This is a genomic window from Streptomyces corynorhini (genome assembly GCF_003346515.1).
In the GTDB taxonomy this organism is placed as follows: Bacteria; Actinomycetota; Actinomycetes; order Streptomycetales; family Streptomycetaceae; genus Streptomyces; species Streptomyces corynorhini.
Window position 1 is genome coordinate 1 of record NZ_QQNA01000163.1, and the last position, 2013, is coordinate 2013.

The 2013-nt window shown below is 69.3% G+C and carries 1 protein-coding gene; it reads right to left on the reverse strand.

Annotation, left to right across the window (positions count from 1 at the left end):
* Positions 1-180 precede the first annotated feature (180 nt).
* The gene (locus tag DVH02_RS20545) at positions 181-1971 is read right to left on the reverse strand and encodes a DDE-type integrase/transposase/recombinase (protein ID WP_114625298.1); all 1791 of its coding nucleotides are present in this window, start codon (positions 1969-1971) and stop codon (positions 181-183) included.
* Between the last annotated feature and the right edge of the window lie 42 nt (positions 1972-2013).

The following is a 2013-nucleotide window of genomic DNA, read 5'->3' on the forward strand; positions in this document are numbered from 1 at the left end:
CAGCGCCTGGCGATCCGGCACCCTCGGCCGACCGGCCACCAGTTTCGGCCCCGGATCAGGTAACAACGGCTCGATCAGCGACCACAGTTCATCCGAGACGACCCACGGACGCGACTCTCTCTTCCCCACGAACAGCCCAACGAGCATCCAAGCCGACGGTCACACCGATAGTGACTTCTGTTAGGACCTCTTAGCCGCTTTGGACAGCAGGCGGTGCGTGGCCCGGGCGATGGCGGCCTCGTCGTGGCGGTGTCCGCCGGCGGCGAGATGGACCTGCAGTCCTTGCTCCCAGCTCTCTTCGGTCCACCGGTCGTGCAGGATCCGCCGGTGGATGAAGGGCACCTCCACCCACGGGTCGCTGTCTGGGGCGGCCCGGTGGTTGAACAGCCAGGCGACCTCGGGCTGGTTGGGGGAGTAGTGCACCTCCCACCGTCCCTGGGAGGCCGCGAGCCCGGAGGAGCCGCGGAAGGGATCCAGTGCTCCCTTGTCCAGGTTGTAGGTGCGGTTGTTGATCTGGAAGCCCTTGCGGTTGATGCGTGCCCACACGGTCGGCAGCAGCTTGCGGTTTTCGCTCTCGGTCAGCGCCGTGGCCCGGTAGCCGCGCAGCGAGATCAGCGCCGCATACATCTGGTTCGGGGTGAGCTTCAGTCCCGGGGTGAACGGGCTGCGCAGCGCGCCGTGTGGGGTCTGCTGCCAGCGCAGCGCCACCCACTGCTCGAACAGGTCCTGCAGCTGGGCGATCGTCCACAGCGGCTGCTTGCGGACGTGTTTGCCGCGCAGGTCCAGACGGTGGTGCGTGTAGGAGGCCAGGTGCTGGCTGAAGCCGGTCTTGATCGCCAGCATGGCGCGCTCGACGATCGCCTTGTCGACGGGGGTGCGCAGCCGGGCCTCGCGGACCTCGATGCCCAGGGAGTTGCAGGAGCGGGTGAAGTCCGCGGAGACGAACGGTGAGCCGTGGTCGACGACGAGCGTCTCGGGTTTGATGACCGGCCGGGCGGCCGCACCGGCGAACCGCTCATCGGTGGCCAGCAGTTCCTCGAAGGGCAGGTCCGAGCCGTCCATGAAGGTTTCCGGGGACCACCCCGGCCGTACCGGCAGCGGTGCGGTGCTCTGCGCCACGACCTGCACCGTGTCGAAGCTGCGGGTGGCCCGCCCGCCCAGCCACCGGCCCGCACCGGCACCACGGCGGAACCGCTTGGGCACGATCAGCGCGCCGACGATGCTGCGGGTGGCCACATCGATCGCGATGGTCAGCTCCACCGAGATGATCTGTCCGTCGTCGCCGATGACCAGGACATCCAGTCCGGTGGTGTCGATCTGCACCAGTTCCCCGGGCCAGCGCGCCGTGGTCGCCCGCCGGCTGCCGGGCCGCAGCGCTGAGAGCGGCGGGCCGGCAGCACGCCGGGCCGCGACAACATGCGCATTGTGTGCCGTGATCCCCAGACGCTGCAGCAGCCGGTAATACGTGGCCTGGCTGGGCAGCAGCGCAGCCGTGGTGGCCGCATCGGCGTCGGCGAGCTCACGGGCGTAGCGGGCCCGAACCGTCTGCTCCACACGGCCGATCAGCCGCGACAAGGTGCCCGGCGACAGCCCTTGGTCGCGTTCGCCATCCAGGATCTCCCACACCAGGTCGATCACCCGCTGGTCGACGCGTCCGTGCGCTGAGGCCGTGCGCTGGCCACGCCGGTCGATCAACCCCAGCAGTCCCTCCTTGCGCCAGGCGAGGCACTTGCGCTCGATGGTGGCGGGCGAGGTCGGCCAGCCGGCCGCGGTCAGCTGGTCGGCCTTGGTGCGGTAGCGCTGCTTGAGAGTGCGGAGCTTCGGGTCGAAGGCGGGTTTGGGCCGGGCGGTCGCCGGTACGTTCGGGGCCTGCTGGTGCAGCACTTCTTTTACGGTGCGTTCCCATCGCGTGACCTCGCGGCGCAGTGCGGTGGGCAGGGCTTTCAGCTCGTGCCCGCGGTGGGTGATCACCGTGCGGGGAGCCGCCCGGTTAAGAGGTCCTAACAGAAGTCA